Source organism: Desulfovibrio aminophilus DSM 12254 (genome assembly GCF_000422565.1).
Taxonomy (GTDB): domain Bacteria; phylum Desulfobacterota; class Desulfovibrionia; order Desulfovibrionales; family Desulfovibrionaceae; genus Aminidesulfovibrio; species Aminidesulfovibrio aminophilus.
Genome location: NZ_AUMA01000016.1, coordinates 25,292 through 39,016, shown reverse-complemented (window position 1 = coordinate 39,016; position 13,725 = coordinate 25,292). Strand labels below are relative to the sequence as shown.

General features: G+C 66.0%; 13 protein-coding genes. 5 read left to right on the top strand and 8 right to left on the bottom strand.

All coding sequences use genetic code 11. The annotated features are described in order from the left end of the window. Positions 1–2 precede the first annotated feature (2 nt). The 8 genes from H587_RS0110800 to H587_RS0110765 all read right to left on the bottom strand — a co-directional run bounded on the left by H587_RS0110800 (position 3) and on the right by H587_RS0110765 (position 10,063). Positions 3–593: a sugar transferase gene (locus H587_RS0110800; protein ID WP_027176283.1), complete on the bottom strand. Its 591-nt coding sequence runs from the start codon at positions 591–593 to the stop codon at positions 3–5. Then, positions 590–1,735, bottom strand: coding sequence for a glycosyltransferase family 4 protein (locus H587_RS0110795; protein ID WP_027176282.1), 1,146 nt, complete (start codon positions 1,733–1,735; stop codon positions 590–592). Before H587_RS0110795 ends, H587_RS0110800 begins: the two co-directional genes overlap by 4 nt. Positions 1,736–1,805: 70 nt before the next feature. Beyond that, entirely contained in the window at positions 1,806–2,324 is a 519-nt protein-coding gene (locus H587_RS0110790) for a cyclic nucleotide-binding domain-containing protein (protein WP_027176281.1), read from the bottom strand. Then, positions 2,321–3,457 (bottom strand): potassium channel family protein, encoded by a 1,137-nt coding sequence (locus tag H587_RS18265; RefSeq protein ID WP_051202681.1) that lies wholly within the window; start codon positions 3,455–3,457, stop codon positions 2,321–2,323. Before H587_RS18265 ends, H587_RS0110790 begins: the two co-directional genes overlap by 4 nt. Before the next feature lie 147 nt (positions 3,458–3,604). After that, positions 3,605–4,051: a LysM peptidoglycan-binding domain-containing protein gene (locus H587_RS0110780; RefSeq protein ID WP_027176280.1), complete on the bottom strand. Its 447-nt coding sequence runs from the start codon at positions 4,049–4,051 to the stop codon at positions 3,605–3,607. 73 nt (positions 4,052–4,124) lie between these two features. Next, positions 4,125–4,877, bottom strand: coding sequence for a hypothetical protein (locus H587_RS0110775; protein ID WP_027176279.1), 753 nt, complete (start codon positions 4,875–4,877; stop codon positions 4,125–4,127). A gap of 2 nt (positions 4,878–4,879) precedes the next feature. Continuing rightward, complete coding sequence (locus tag H587_RS0110770; RefSeq protein WP_027176278.1) at positions 4,880–7,318, bottom strand: Lon protease family protein; 2,439 nt, start codon at positions 7,316–7,318, stop codon at positions 4,880–4,882. 210 nt (positions 7,319–7,528) lie between these two features. Continuing rightward, positions 7,529–10,063: a sigma 54-interacting transcriptional regulator gene (locus tag H587_RS0110765; RefSeq protein ID WP_156904525.1), complete on the bottom strand. Its 2,535-nt coding sequence runs from the start codon at positions 10,061–10,063 to the stop codon at positions 7,529–7,531. A gap of 236 nt (positions 10,064–10,299) precedes the next feature. On the opposite strand from H587_RS0110765, the gene H587_RS0110760 reads away from it, so the two are divergent. The 5 genes from H587_RS0110760 (at position 10,300) to H587_RS19720 (ending at position 13,488) form a co-directional block, all read left to right on the top strand. Further along, positions 10,300–10,593, top strand: coding sequence for a DVU0150 family protein (locus H587_RS0110760; RefSeq protein WP_027176276.1), 294 nt, complete (start codon positions 10,300–10,302; stop codon positions 10,591–10,593). A gap of 54 nt (positions 10,594–10,647) precedes the next feature. Then, entirely contained in the window at positions 10,648–11,703 is a 1,056-nt protein-coding gene (locus H587_RS0110755) for a sulfite exporter TauE/SafE family protein (RefSeq protein WP_027176275.1), read from the top strand. Between the two features lie 35 nt (positions 11,704–11,738). Then, the gene (locus H587_RS0110750) at positions 11,739–12,338 is read left to right on the top strand and encodes a DUF4881 domain-containing protein (RefSeq protein ID WP_027176274.1); all 600 of its coding nucleotides are present in this window, start codon (positions 11,739–11,741) and stop codon (positions 12,336–12,338) included. 116 nt (positions 12,339–12,454) lie between these two features. After that, positions 12,455–12,688, top strand: coding sequence for a hypothetical protein (locus H587_RS0110745; protein WP_027176273.1), 234 nt, complete (start codon positions 12,455–12,457; stop codon positions 12,686–12,688). Next, positions 12,685–13,488, top strand: coding sequence for a hypothetical protein (locus H587_RS19720; protein WP_156904524.1), 804 nt, complete (start codon positions 12,685–12,687; stop codon positions 13,486–13,488). Before H587_RS0110745 ends, H587_RS19720 begins: the two co-directional genes overlap by 4 nt. The last annotated feature ends 237 nt before the right edge of the window (positions 13,489–13,725 follow it).

Sequence of the window (13,725 nt, the reverse complement as noted above, 5' to 3'; positions counted from 1 at the left end):
GCCTAGCTGTTTTCATCGTGCCGGGCCGAGCCCCTGAACTCCGGCATGGTGGCCTCTCCCGGCGCGCTCACGCCCCGGCCCGAGAGCACGGTCCAGACCGTGCGGGCCAGGATGCGCAGGTCCAGCGCCGTGGAGCGGTGTTCCACGTACCAGAGGTCCAGTTCGAAGCGTTCCTCCCAGGTCTGGGCGTTGCGGCCGTTGATTTGGGCCCAGCCCGTGATCCCGGGCGGAACCTCCATGCGCCGGGCCTGACGCGGGGTGTAGAGCGGCAGGTAGCGCATGAGCAGAGGGCGGGGGCCCACCATGCTCATGTCCCCGCGCAGCACGTTCCAGAGTTCGGGCAGCTCGTCCAGGGAGGCGCGCCGCAGAAAACGGCCCAGGCGGGTCAGACGTTCGGCGTCCGGGCCGTGGCCGGGGCGCATGGTGCGGAACTTGAGCAGGGTGAAGGGCCTGCCGCCGAGCCCCGGCCGCTTCTGGCGGAAGAGCACGCCCGGCCCGAGATTCAGACGCACGGCCAGGGCCGTGGCGGCCAGGAACGGCGAGAGTATCGCCAGGAGCAGGGCCGAGAGGATCACGTCCAGAAGACGCTTCACGCAAGCCCCAGGAAGTCGAGGATACGGGCATTGACCTCTTCGGAGCCGAAACGCCGCTCGGCCAGGAGGCGGCTCTCCGCCCCCATCTCCGCGATGAGTTCCGGGTCGAGGATGAAACGCTCCATGGCCTGGGCCAGGGCCTGGGGATCGCGTGGCGGCACGAGGAAGCCGTTGCGGCCGGGAATCACGGTCTCACGACAGCCGGGGGTGTCGCTGGCGATGATCGGTCGGCTCATGCTCATGGCCTCCAGCAGGGAGCGCGGCAGGCCCTCGCGATAGGCCGAGGCCAGGACGCAGACCGAGGCCCGGCGCAGCTCCGGCCGCACGTCGGCCACCGGCTCCAGCACACGCACCGCGCCTTCCTCGGCCCAGGCCCGCAGCCGTTCGGCGGGCACTCCGCCCGGGCCGGGCTCGGGCGCGCCGAGCACCCGGAACTCGGCGGCCGGGTAGCGGGTCTTGAGGAGCCGGGCGGCCTCGACGAATTCCGGCAGGCCCTTGTCCAGGAGCAGGCGGGTCATGGTCAGGAACACCGGCCCGCCCTCGACGGGATCGGGCAGCACTGGGTCGGCCGGGGAGAAGCGCGTCAGGTCCACCCCCGCGCCGGGCACCACGATGGAGGCCTGCTCCGGCCGCAGCAGGCCTAGGGCGCGGAACAGGTCGCGGTCGTCGGGATTGAGGAAGAGCACGCCGCGGCAACGCGGCAGGGCCAGACGGTAGAGCCCGCGCACGAGCAGGTTCAGGAGTTTGCGGCCCGGCGGAAGGTGTTCGCCCTCCAGGCCGAAGGCCCGGCCCAGGCCGGGGATGAGGGCGTGGATCGCGGGCACGCGGGCCAGCCGCGCCGCCAGGGAGCCCCAGATCACGGGCTTGACCATGAGCGAGAGGACCACGTCCGGGGCCAGACGGCGCAGCCAGCCCGTGAGTTCGCGCAGGAAGGCCAGGTCGGCCAGGGGATTGAGCCCGGCCCGGCTCAGGGACACGGGCACGAAGGCCACGCCCATTCGCCGCAGGGCGCCGCGCGCGGCGGGGCTGTCGTCCGGGGCCAGGGCCGTGACCTCGTGGCCGCGCGCACGCATGGCCGCCAGCAGCGGCCCGTGGAAATTGGTCAGGGCGGGCGAATACCCGGCGATGACGGCGATCCTCATGGCGGGTCTCCGTGATGCTCCGGCTTGATCCTAGCCCGGAGGAGGGCAAAAGGCAAAGTCCGCGCGGAAATCAGGAACCGCGCGAGAGAGCCAGAGCCAGGGCCGTGGAGAGCTTGACCAGTTCGGTGTTGCCCTTGCGGATTGTGGCCGCGAAGCGCTTGGCCAGGATGAGCAACAGGCGTGCGGCCAGTGCCGGCTCGCTCTCCATGAGATCGAAGAAGCGCTCACGGTCGGTGCGCAGGAACTGGGAGTCCTCCAGCACCGTCACCGTGGCCGAGCGGGTGTCGCGGTCGATGAGGGCGATCTCCCCGAACAGGGGGAAGCGGCTGCCGTCCAGGGTGGCCAGAACCTTGCGGGGGTTCTCAACCACCGCCAGGGGCAGGGACATGTCCTTGAGAAGCATGGACTTGGTCACCCGCACCCGGCCCTGGACGAGGATGTACATCTCGTCTCCGCTCTGGCCCTCCTCGATGAGCAGGGTTCCCGCCGGGACGTCCAGGCGGTCGAAGATGCCCCGCGCCCGCGTGAGCCATTCCTCGGAAAAACCATCGAACAGTGCGATCTTGCTCCAGTCCAGGCTGTCTGTCATTGCGCGGCTCCGGGCTTGAGGAAGAGGACCGCGTCATAGGCGGCCAGGGGTTCGTCGTCCGGCGGGTTCACGCGCACGCCCGGACCTTGGCTGCCCAGGCGGGTGTCGCGGCCGGAGTTCTGGAACAGCTCCAGGATGAACTTGTCCAGGGCCTGTCCCTCGTCCAGGATGTCGCCCAAGGACAGGGCGCGTGAGAACTGGCACAGTGCCAGGGGCAGGCAGCCGTCGGCGCGGCGCATGGAGTCGGCAAGCCCGCGCCAGGAACCGGCCTTCTCCTCGGCGTTGAGGGGGCGGAAGTCCAGAACGTTGTCCCCGCGCATCCCCAGCAGGGTCTGGAGAAAGGCCCAGACCGACTGGTTGCTGCCCATGAGGCCCAGGACGCGACTGGCGATTTCGCCCCGGATGAGCGTCTCGGTGGCCCCGGCGCGCAGGAGATGCTTGCGGTTTTCGGGCAGGACCACCTCGCAGTAGAGCGGCACGTCCTTGGTCTGTTCCCGCACGGCCAGGGCGGCGTAGAGGGTCTGCTGATCGGCGTCCTTGGCCTCCATGTTCTCCTGGGAGAGGAGATAGATGACCTTGGCGGCTTCGGGACGGGCCCGATGGACCACGCTCTCCTGGATGATGTTGCCGAAGACGAATTCGAGGTTGTCGCCCAGGTCGAGCTGGTAGGCGATCTGGTCGCGGGCGTCCTGGGGCAGGGCGTTGACCAGCACCAGGCCGCGCTCCTTGAGCAGCCCGGCCTCGCCGAGGTTCTTGACCAGGTTCAGGGCGAAGCCGTTCCAGCCCATGACGACGATGTGGCCGACCTTTTTCACCGCGAGCAGTCCTTTGCGTTTGCGGACCTTGCGGTCCACCAGGAGGGAGGCGAGATTGCCGGTCAGGGTGGAGACCAGTCCGATGCCGCAGACCATGACCAGGAAACCGGTGACGCGTCCGCCGGTGGTCAGCGGGACCACGTCGCCGTAGCCCACAGTGGTCAGGGTCACCACCGTCCACCAGAGGGCGGTGAAGACGTCCTCGCCCCGGCCCTCGCGCTCGAAATAGGTGAAGCCCAGAGAGCCCGCCAGCAGGACCAGGGCGATGAGCAGGACGAGCTTGGACGTGGTGGAGGAGAGCCAGGCTGGAAGTTTCATGAGCGCTCCAGGGTGGTTATGTGACAACATAGCAGAGCGCGCGGGAGAGTCAACGCGTCCGGCGGAACGCGCGGGGCGGGCAATCAAAAAGGCGCCTTGCCGTTGCCGGCAGGGCGCCTTTTCTTATCGGATCGTCAGGCGTCTGTCTTAGAAGCCGTAACCGAGCTGGCTGCGGAGAGCCGGGGGCAGCACGGCGGTGGCGGCGGGATCAGAGCGCTTCTTGGACTTGCCGGCCATGTGGCGGGCAGCCTTCGCATCGTCCAGCGAGAAGTCGCGCGGAATGGCGAAATTCTGGCCGGGGTAGATGAGGTTCGGGCTCTTCTTGATCTGGGCGCGGTTGGCCTTGTAGATCAGGGGCCACATGAAGGGGTCGTTGTAGATCTGCTTGTACTCGGAGATCCACCACAGGCACTCGCCCTTCACGACGGTGTGGGAAGTGGGCAGTTTCCGGTACTCCTGCTCATAGAGTTCCATGGGCGAGAGAACCTTTTCCTGCTTGACGGGAGCCGGCTCCGGCTGGGACTTCACCTTTTTGGCGCAGCCCCAAGCGAAGGTCAGGCTGACGATAACGGCCAGCAAAACGAGCTTTTTCATACCAACATGCCTCCTCATTTGAAAACCCAGGGTATACCTCTCCGTTGCAAAGTCAAGATTTGTACCGGGCTCTCTAGTTATCAATAATTTTTTTCTCCTGCAATACCAATCTCTCGGCGGGATTCAGGTGGAGCGCCTCGGCCACGGCCGCCTCGGCCTCCTCCATCCAGCCCCCCTGCCGCAGGCTCTGGCTTGCCAGAATGTACATCAATTCCGGTTGATTGCCATATATGCCCGCAATGAGATCCCGATACTCTTCCGCAAAAACCTCGCGCACCAGCTCGTTCTGGGCGACGAGGAGACGGGCCAGTAGCATGTTTCCCCTGTGCCTTGCAAGGTATATGGGGAGCAGCTGCCGGCACTTGGCCATGATGAATCGGATGCGGCCGATCTCCCGGTCCATGCTTTCCTCGGTCTGGTGCAGAACCTGGAAAAGCTCCCCGGCGATGTCCTTGGCCGCCTGATGCAGATCGGAACTGTCGCGCATTTCCCGGAACCAGGGCGCGTAGTTCGTCTTCTGGTAGGTGTCTTCCAGAAGCTTGATGGTCTCGTGAAAGATGTAGCCCAGGCCCCAGTCCAGGAAGCGGCCTTCCACCGGACACTCGGGGTCGTTGCGGAAGACGTGGTGGGCGGTGTCCTTGAGGCGCCAGAGCAGGCCTTTGCTCATCTCCGAGCCGAGCAGGTCGCGCAGGACCTCGTAGCTCACCTCGCGCTCCTCGTCGAAGCGTTGGAACTGGCCGGAGAGCTGGCGGCTGGCCAGGCAGAAGCCGCGGAACACGTCGCGCACGAATTCCGGCAGCTTGGTCCTGATCCAGGTCTTGGACACGTCTACCTCCCGGGCCTGTCGGCCTTGCGCGCCAGGCGGCACAGCTCCGCCAGCCGCCGGTCCACCATGTCGTAGAGCGAACCCTTGGGGAAGCGGCCGCCCTTGCCGCGTCGTCCGGCGGGCACGCCGGTGAGCAGGTGGAGGGCCTCCTCGATGGAACGCACGGGATGGATGTGGAACAGGCCATTGCCCACGGCGTCCAGGATCTCGTCCTTGAGCATGAGATTGACCACGTTGTCCGCGGGCAGGATCACGCCCTGTCTGCCGGTGAGGCCCCGGCGGCGGCAGACCTCGAAGAATCCTTCGATTTTGCGGTTGACTCCGCCGACGGCCATGATCGCGCCGGACTGGCTCACCGCGCCGGTGAAGGCGTAGGACAGGTCGATGGGCGCTCCCGAAAGGGCCGAGAGCAGGGCCGCCAGCTCCGCGCCCGAGGCCGAGTCGCCCTCGATGCCCGCGTAGCTCTGCTCGAAGCAGAGGTTGCCGCTGAGCACGAGGGGCTTGTCCACGGCGAAGAGCCCGAGCAGGTAGCTCTTGATGATCATCATGCCCTTGGTGTGGATGGGGCCGCCGAGCTGGGCCTCGCGCTCCAGGTCCAGGATGCCGCCGTGGCCCACGCCCACGGTGCAGGAAATCTGGTGCGGCAGCCCGAATTCATAGTCGCCGAAGAGGGTCACGGAAAGGCCGTTGGCCCGGCCCACGGCCGAGCCGCCGGTGGCCACCTTGATGACCTCCCGGTCGTAGTCGGCCATGAACTCCTCTTCGAAGAGGTTGGCGCGGAAGTCGCGGGCCGCCACGGCCTCGGCCAAGTGCCCGGCCGAAACCACCTCGTCGCCGCGCATGCGGGCGATGGCCGCGGCCTCGATCATCCGCTCGCGCACCAGGGGGAAGGCCAGGGAGAGTTTCTTCTGGTCCTCGGCCAGGCGTCCGGCCTGGTCCACCAGCCCGGCCAGGGCGTCGCGGGAGAACGGCGGCAGGTCCGCCTCGCGCACGATGCGGCCCAGGGTGTAGAGATAATTACGGATGTTCTGGGCCGTGCGCGGCGCGGTGGGCTGGAGATGGGCCTTCAGCTTGAAGTACTTCTGGAAGCGGTCGTCGCTGTAGAGCAGTTGCTCGTAGGTCTCGTCCGTGCCCACCAGGAGGATCTTCAGGTTCAGGGGGATGGGCTCGGGCTCGATGGTCCGCGCCCGGACCTGCTCGGGGTCCACGGGATCCTCGATGCGCGAGACGCCCAGGCGCAGGGCCCGCAGCAGCCCTTCCCAGGAGGCGGGATAGGCCAGCAGGTCTTCCATGTTCAGGATCAGGAATCCCTGGTTGGCGCGGTGCACGGCCCCGGCGCGGATGAGGGTGAAGTCGGTGTAGAGCGCGCCCATCTCGGCCTCGCGCTCGATGCTGCCCAGCAGGTTGAAGGGGGTGGGGTGGTTTTCGATGACCACCGGCGCGCCCTGCTGCCGGCTGTTGTCCACGAAGAGGTTGACCTCGTAGCGGTAGAAGACGTCGTCCGCGGGCTGCGGCTCCTGGCCGTGGGCGTGGGCGTGGAGCTGGGCGCTCTGCTGTTGGGTCTGCGGTTCGCGCGGCAGGAACAGGTCCACGTTCTGGAGGATGTCCGCCTCCACGGCGTCGAGATAGCGCGCCAGCTTCGGGTCGTCGCCGAAACCCGCGCGCGCAGGCGCGAGGTGCTCCTCGATCACGGCCTTGGCCGTGGCCCGTTGCAGTTCCGTCTCCTCGCGGCGCAGATTCTGCTCGTTCTGGCTCATGCGCCGGAGATAGCGGCTGATGCGGATGAGCAACTCGTCGCCCCGGGATTTGAGGCGCTTGCGCGTCCCGGCCTCCAGGGCTTCGTATTCGTCGTCCGCGATGGGCTTGCCGTTGATCACCGGTGTCAGGGTCAGGGCCCCGGACTCGTCCATGGCCAGGCTGAAGTTCTGGCGGCCGGCCTCGTTCTCCATCTCGGTGAACAGGGCCTCGCGTTTCTCGTTGTAGGACTTGACCAGTCCTTCGCGCTGCTTGTGGAAGGACTCCTGGTCGAAGTGGTTGGGGATGTCCCCGCGCACCGCGCTCATGGCCTTGGTCATGGCCGTCTTGAAGGCCCGGCCGCGTCCGGCCGGCAGGCCCACGGCCACGGGCCGGTCGGGGTCGTCGAAGTTGTAGAGATAGACCCAGTCACGCGGGGTCGGGGCCTTGGCCGCCTCCGGCGCCAGGAAATGCTGGATGAAGTACGTCCGGCCCATGTTGGCGTCGCCGCAGACGTAGACGTTGTACTCCCGGGCGGGGATGCGCAGAGCCATGCCGAGGGCTTGGATCGCCCGGGGCTGGAACAGGGCGTGGCCGTTGCGCCGGGGGATGGCCCGGCTGTCTTCCCAGGGCACACGCTCGGGGGTCAGCCGCGCGCGCAGCTTCTCTGGCTTCAACGATATGGGATTATGGGATTTTTTCGACATACGGTGGATCGAACCCCGTGCTGATTTCCGGGATCGGTCCCGAGATTTCAATCATACGGCGTTTGCCGCAGCTTGTCACTAGTCCTGGTCAGAGGCTCGCCCGGCGGAGATCCCCTATTGGGCCGGGAGGGGCGGCTCCGCGATGGAAATGTCGCGCAGAAGGCGGCTTATTCGCGCATCGCGCGCGAAAAATCGCGCAGGCTGCATGCGTCATGCGGGACGATAGCGCGTTGCGGGGCCCTTGCCCTCTTTGCGCAGGAGTCCCTTGGTCACGAGATCCTGCAGATCCCCCTGGGCCGTGCGCGAGGCCACGCCGCCGACCAGTTCCTCATAATCCGCCCGGCTGATGCGGCCCAGCTCCCGGATGCGCGGCAGGGCCTTGGCCTGGCGGGGGTTGAGTCCGTCATCGGCCGGCGGCTGAGGGGGCGGCGCGCCGGGTGCGGGAGTGACCCGGAAATCGCGGAGCTGGGCCAGGGGGTGCTCGGAGGACTGCATCTCGAAGAGCAGCTCCTCGGCCTGGAGCACTTGGTCCTCGGTCATGGCCACGGCCCGGGTGATGCAGTTCTTGAGTTCACGGACGTTGCCGGGCCAGGCATGGGACTTGAGCTTCTCCAGCGCCCCCCGGGAAAGGCCGGTCCCCGGCTTGTTCATGGCCTCGGCCGCCTCGTTCATGAAATAGTTGGCCAGGAGCGGGATGTCGATGGGCCGGTTGCGCAGGGCCGGGGTGTGGATGGTGATGACCTTGAGCCGGTAGAGCAGATCCTCGCGGAACGAGCCCTCGCGCACGGCCCCCTCCAGGTCGGCGTTGGTGGCCGCGATGATCCGGGTGTTGAAGGGGATCTCCAGGTCGCAGCCCAGGGGCTGGATGACGCGGGAGGAAAGGGAGCGCAGCAGAGCCAGCTGGACCTTGGGCGAGGCCGTGCCGATCTCGTCCAGGAAGAGCGTTCCGCCGTCCGCGGCCAGGAAGGCCCCCTTGCGGTCGGTCTTGGCCTCGGTGAACGCGCCCTTCACGTGGCCGAAAAGGGAGTCCATGAGCAGGTTCTCGTCCAGGGAGCCGCAGTTGATGGACACGAAGGGGCCGGTGCGGCGCATGCTCTGGTGGTGGATGGCGTTGGCCGTGAGCTCCTTGCCCGTGCCCGTCTCCCCGACCACGAGAACGTCGGCGTCCACGGCGGCCGCCTTGACGATCTGGGTCTTGAGAGCCTTCATGGCCGGAGACAGGCCGAGGATGTCCACGAACTTCTCGTGCTCGTCGTCTCCCTGCACGTCGTAATCCAGGGCCACCTTCTCCCTCTGGCGCACGCTCTTGAGGAACTCGTCCTTGAGCCGCAACTCGTTGTGCTGGGTCTTGAGCGACATGATGAGCCGGTTCACGGCCAGGCGCAGGGCCGTGGTCTCCCGGTCGGTGTCCGGGAGCTGGATCTCGCGCAGTTCGGGCTTGCCCAAGGCCTCGTCGACGGCCTTGGCCAGCTTGCGCACGGGCTGCATGATTCCCCGGCCGAAAACGTAGATCACCGCCGTGACCAGAAGCATGGAGATCACCACGATGGCGGCCACGGTGTTGAACTGGCGGATCTCGGCGTTGAGGATCAGACGGCTGCGGTCGGCGAAGATGACCCCGCCGAGGATGCGCGCGGGACCGCCGGGGCGCTCTGTGAAGCGCAGCGGGGCGAAGCCCATGAAGGTCTGGTCCGTGAGGTCCAGGGTCGACTCGTAGCGGGCGTCCACGTTGAACAGGCCGCGCTCGCCCTTCTGTACGGCTGCCACGGCCTCCCAGTAGACCGAGTGCTCGGGGAAGGGCCGGAAGGCTTGGTCCAGCCCGAATTTCCCGTGGTCTCCCTCGAAGCCCACCCGGGCGTTGTCCGTGGTCAGGGACTTGTCCGCGCTCTCCATGTTCTCGGATTGGAAGAGAATCCAGCCTCGTTCGTCGAAGAAATAGGCCAGGCGGCGTTCCGAGGTGCGCGGGAAGGCGAACAGCGGCGAGGCGGGCGAGGTGATGAGCGAGAGCACGTCGCGCAGGCGCCGGGCGTCCAGGGACAGGACGAGCACCCCCCGGCGCTTGCCGTCTGGTCCATAGACCGGCGCGGCCATGCGCAGGACCACGGTGTTCGGGGCGAAGACCTCCCGACCGGCGATGCGCGGATAGGTGATGCTCACGAAGTCCGACAGGGTGACGGCCCCAGGCTCCATCTCTCGGGCCTTCTCCACCACCCCGGCCAGCACCGGCCGGGCGTTTTCGACCGCGCTCGAGGGCAGGGGGACGATCTCCGCGTCATTGTCCGCGAAACCGATCTCCTCGCCGCCATCGGGGGAGAAGATCAGTTCACGGTAGCGGCCGCCCCCGAAGTCGCGCTTGGACTGGAGAAAGCGCCGCAGGCTCGGCCCGTCCAGGGGGTCGCGGGAAAGGACCAGGAGATCCTCCTTGGCCCGGTTCAGAACGATTTCCATGATGTGGGCCATGTGCAGAACCTGGATCTTCACGGTCCGTTCCAGGGCCGTGTTGATGTAGCGCACGGCCACCAGGTTCACGAGATATCCCGAGATGATGAGCAGAAGGGCAACCGTGGGGATGACGGCCAGCATGAGCTTGCGCTGGAGGTGCCAGGTCCGCAGGGGGCCGAGCCGGAACCTGGAAAGCGTGTTGCCCTGGGGCAGGGGATCGAAGGCCGCCATGGAAGCCTCCCGCGCGATGCGCCGGGCCAAGCCCAGCGGGGTTGAACAGAGGTCGTTCTGCGCAATTAGCATGCCCGGGGTGTTCGCGCAAGGGCTGACAAAAGCCGCATGCGCGATTTTTATTCAATTAAAACATTGCATTAAGTCGTACAACCGAGATTGTTCCATTTGGCACAAGGGTTGCTAGTAAAAAGACGCGCAGATCACATGGGCCGCATCGGAAGGGCCGACGGCCTGCGCCGGAAACGGCTGTGGAGAGTGACAGAGGCACACGAAACTGTTTGGCGGAATGGAAAGGAGGAAACGGTATGCGGAAATTATGGAAGAGCCTTCTGGCCGTACCGGCCGCGTTGCTGGCCCTGTGCGGCACGGCGATGGCCGCCGGCGGAAAGGCCGCGCAGATCGTCATCGTCTCGGACACCCGGGATCTGACCGGCATCCTGGCTTGGTGGTCCAACCTCTACAATGAAAGCCACCTGCAGTTCACGATTCTGACGATTGTCCTCATCCCGGTTTTGGGCATGATCCTGGGCCTGCTCACGGACCTGGTCATGAACCACATCGGCATCGACCTGACCAAGCGCGACGTGGCGGAGCATTAATCGCGTCCCGCGCCGACGAACAGCGGGAACGGATACTCAACGCGGAGGATCGTCATGGAATGGATGTATATGCTCATGCCCATCGCGGGCGTGAAACTTTTTTGGCCGGGCCTCATCATCCTGGGTCTCGGCATGGGCGTCATCGGCGGCTTCTTCGGCATGGGCGGCGCGTGGATGATCACGCCCGGCCTGAACATCCTGGGCTTTCCCATGGCCTTCGCCGTGGGCACCGACATCGCCCACATGGCCGGCAAGTCCCTCATTTCGACCATGCGGCACGGCAAGTTCGGCAACGTGGACTACAAGCTCGGCCTCATCATGCTCATCGGCACGGTCGTGGGCATGGAAATGGGCGCCCAGATCCTCATGAGCCTGGAGCGCATCGGCAACATCGACCTGGTCGTGCGCCTGCTCTACGTGGTCTTGCTGCTGTTCATCACCTGGATGGTCTTCAGCGATGTTGCCAAGCGCAAGGCCAAGGACCGCGCCGCCCTGGCCGCGGGCAAGGAGATCGACCATAAGGCCGTGGGCCTCGAGTGGCACAAGACCCTGCACAAGATCAAGATTCCGCCCATGGTCCACCTGAACGTCTCCGGCATCTACTGCTCCATGTGGCTGCCGATCTTCATCAGCTTCGCCACCGGCTTCCTGGCGGGCATCCTGGGCATCGGCGGCGGCCTTATCCGCATGCCCTCGCTCATCTACCTCATGGGCTGCCCGACCCACGTGGCCGTCGGCACCGACCTCTTCGAAGTCATGATCTCCGGCCTCTACGGCGCGGCGACCTTCACCTACAAGGGACGCACCGAGCTGGTGGCCGCCGTCATCATGCTCTGCGGCGCGGCCATCGGCGCTCAGATTGGCACCGTTGCGACCAAGTACATCAAGGGTTACGGCATCCGCATCGCCTTCGGCTGGGCCGTCATCGGCTGCCTCACCTCCATCGTGCTGAAGCTCATCGGCGGCTGGGTGCCCAACCTGAAGGCCCTCTGCAACGGCGCGGCCACCGTGGTGGTGCTCGGCGTGGTCACGGTCATGGCTCTCTACATCGCCACCGGCATGGTCAAGGGAGCGGCCAAGGAAATCGCGGAAAAGAAGGCCAAGGCCTAAGTCGCGTAGCGCCAACGAAGCAAGGAGAACATGACATGAACATGAAGAGAACGTGGCTCGCCATCCTGGCCCTGATGGCCTTCGCCGTGGCAGGCTGCAACAGCGAATACGGCAAGGTGGCCCAGGGCAAAGTCATCAAGTATGACAAGGAAAAGAAGTCCGTGACGCTGGTGCTGGAGAGCGCGCACCACTATGGCACGGAAAACCAGGTCTTCGACAAGCTGCCGCCCGTGGTCTACACGCTGCCCGCGGACCCCATGGAGATGGGGCCCGAGCCCAAGGCCGGCATGCGGATGCTCATGGACCCGGAGACCGACAAGATCATCTACTTCGATGAGGCTTCCGGCTCCCTGAAGACCGTGCAGTTCCAGGTCCTGGACAAGCAGAAGGGCGTGTCCAAGGACGACGCCCGGGTCGTGGACAAGAAGTTCCCGATCATCGACAAGGACAAGAAGACCCTCACGGTCTACTCCAGCCGCTGGAAGACCCTGGTGACCCTGGCCCTGCCGGACGAGTACATGGCCCTGCCGGCGTCCACCTGGGACTCGGGCGACATCGTGCGCATCTACTATAAGGAAGAGGGCAAGGCCCTGCGGTTCATGAACGTGAGCAAGACGAACATCTTCAAGAAGTAAGCCCCTACCGGGCCTGTTCATCAGGCCCATCGCCCCCACGGGATCGGCCCGCGCCCTCAAGGCGGGCCGGTCCCAAACGGGTCGATGGAGCCCCGGAAAAAAAACGGAGAAGAACGATGGAACAGCGCAACTCCCTCAAGTTGAGCCAAAAGATCATCGTCATCCTGGCCGACATCCTGGTTCTCGCGGAAATCTGCTACGCCATGTCCGTGGCCGCGAAGAACCCCGGGGATCTGACCCCGGTGTTCATGAAGGCGTTCCTGCCTCTGGCTCTGCCGACCATCGTCGGGGCGATCATCCTCATACGCGTCCTGCGCGACCGCAAGCAGCCGGCTCAGGCGGAACAATGAGCCGGGCCGCTCGGACGCTTGCGTTGCGCAAGCGGGTGGGGCTGGCCGGCGGCCTGCTCATGGCCCTGGCCCTGCTCTTCGCCCTGGACGGCCTGACTTCGGGACTGCGGATGGAAAGGGGCGTGTTTCCCTGCCTCGCGGGGCAGAGCCTGCCCATCTCCGCCAACGTACCCATGTACGTGGACTCGCCCGACAAGGTCTACGTGCAGTCGGCCCCTCCCGGGGTGCGGCTGCGCGTGGACCAGGTCATGCCCGGCTACATGATGGGCGGGCGACTCTTCGCCGGGGCCGTGGAGACCGAACCGGGCCTCGCCGCCGGAGATCATGCCCTGGTTCTGAGTTTTCCTCCCGACGACACGGGCAAGATCAACACCCTGAGCTACACCGTGCGGGTCTACTCGGACGCGGCCGCCCTGCGGGCCGGTTCGCCCTATTTCACCGAACGTCTGCTCGGAGTCACGGCCTATCCTCTCGCCGGGGGCATGGTCGTCCTCGGTCTGGCCTGCTTCGGTCTGGTCTTTCTGCTCTCCATTTCCCTGGAACGACGGTTGGCGGAGGAGGGCATGGCCGAGGTCTTCAAGTTCAAGCGCCTGCCCGAGGGGCTGGAGTTTGAATTCGGACTGGGAAGCAGGCACGGACTGGCGCCCGGTGCCGAAGTGGAGCTTCTGGGGGCGGACATGCGGACCCTTGGCCCGGCCACGGTCACCGAGGTGCGCGCAACCGCCGCCGTGGCCAAGGCGGGCCTGCTGGAAGGCGCGAGCCCGGACTGCTTCGTGAGCGTGGGGGGCGCGCATTGCTGAATTCTCCGTAGCCGGGTTTCGGGGAAGAGGGAGCCCTGGAACGCGGCGTTCCATCACGAGGGCCGGCCGGGCGTGAGCCCGGCCGGCCTGAGCGCGTCCATGCCCCCCTGAGCGGACCTCATGCCGATGAGCCGAGAAAACGGGGTTTTTTCGCCAACCGCCTTGACGGCAAAAGCGAGGCTGTGGTACGAAGCCCGCACTTGTGAACGATTGCACGAACCGTTGTTTTGCGTTACG

What these genes read in the sequence shown, in the direction of transcription:
- H587_RS18265 (WP_051202681.1), bottom strand. Translation starts at nt 3,457, where the DNA reads ATGAAACTTCCAGCCTGGCTCTCCTCCACCACGTCCAAGCTCGTCCTG.
- H587_RS0110750 (WP_027176274.1), top strand. Translation starts at nt 11,739, where the DNA reads ATGAACATGAAGAGAACGTGGCTCGCCATCCTGGCCCTGATGGCCTTC.
- H587_RS0110755 (WP_027176275.1), top strand. Translation starts at nt 10,648, where the DNA reads ATGGAATGGATGTATATGCTCATGCCCATCGCGGGCGTGAAACTTTTT.
- H587_RS0110765 (WP_156904525.1), bottom strand. Translation starts at nt 10,063, where the DNA reads ATGCTAATTGCGCAGAACGACCTCTGTTCAACCCCGCTGGGCTTGGCC.
- H587_RS0110770 (WP_027176278.1), bottom strand. Translation starts at nt 7,318, where the DNA reads ATGTCGAAAAAATCCCATAATCCCATATCGTTGAAGCCAGAGAAGCTG.
- H587_RS19720 (WP_156904524.1), top strand. Translation starts at nt 12,685, where the DNA reads ATGAGCCGGGCCGCTCGGACGCTTGCGTTGCGCAAGCGGGTGGGGCTG.
- H587_RS0110760 (WP_027176276.1), top strand. Translation starts at nt 10,300, where the DNA reads ATGCGGAAATTATGGAAGAGCCTTCTGGCCGTACCGGCCGCGTTGCTG.
- H587_RS0110780 (WP_027176280.1), bottom strand. Translation starts at nt 4,051, where the DNA reads ATGAAAAAGCTCGTTTTGCTGGCCGTTATCGTCAGCCTGACCTTCGCT.
- H587_RS0110790 (WP_027176281.1), bottom strand. Translation starts at nt 2,324, where the DNA reads ATGACAGACAGCCTGGACTGGAGCAAGATCGCACTGTTCGATGGTTTT.
- H587_RS0110795 (WP_027176282.1), bottom strand. Translation starts at nt 1,735, where the DNA reads ATGAGGATCGCCGTCATCGCCGGGTATTCGCCCGCCCTGACCAATTTC.
- H587_RS0110745 (WP_027176273.1), top strand. Translation starts at nt 12,455, where the DNA reads ATGGAACAGCGCAACTCCCTCAAGTTGAGCCAAAAGATCATCGTCATC.